Raw genomic sequence first — 229 nt, 5'->3', positions numbered from 1 at the left:
ACCGTATCACTGCCCTATCTCGAAACACGTGACACCCTCAACTTTAAAATAACAACAACAACGCAAACACAACAACCGAGGAATGCCCATGAGTATGTCATCCATACCGTCGTCCTCCCAATCCGGGAAGCTCTATGGCTGGGTCGAAAGAATTGGTAACAAGGTTCCCCATCCTTTTTTGCTCTTTATCTATTTGATAATCGTACTCATGGTGACGACGGCAATTTTG

1 protein-coding gene is annotated in these 229 nt (G+C 45.0%); it reads left to right on the top strand.

Features of this window, described 5'->3' with window-relative positions:
* Window positions 1-82: 82 nt before the first annotated feature.
* Window positions 83-229 (top strand): AbgT family transporter (locus MFF40_RS29040; protein ID WP_368858860.1); only part of this gene is annotated, 147 nt, incomplete at its 3' end.

This window comes from Methylobacterium mesophilicum (assembly GCF_022179445.1).
Classification (GTDB): Bacteria; Pseudomonadota; Alphaproteobacteria; order Rhizobiales; family Beijerinckiaceae; genus Methylobacterium; species Methylobacterium mesophilicum.
This window is presented reverse-complemented; position numbering and strand designations above follow the sequence as displayed.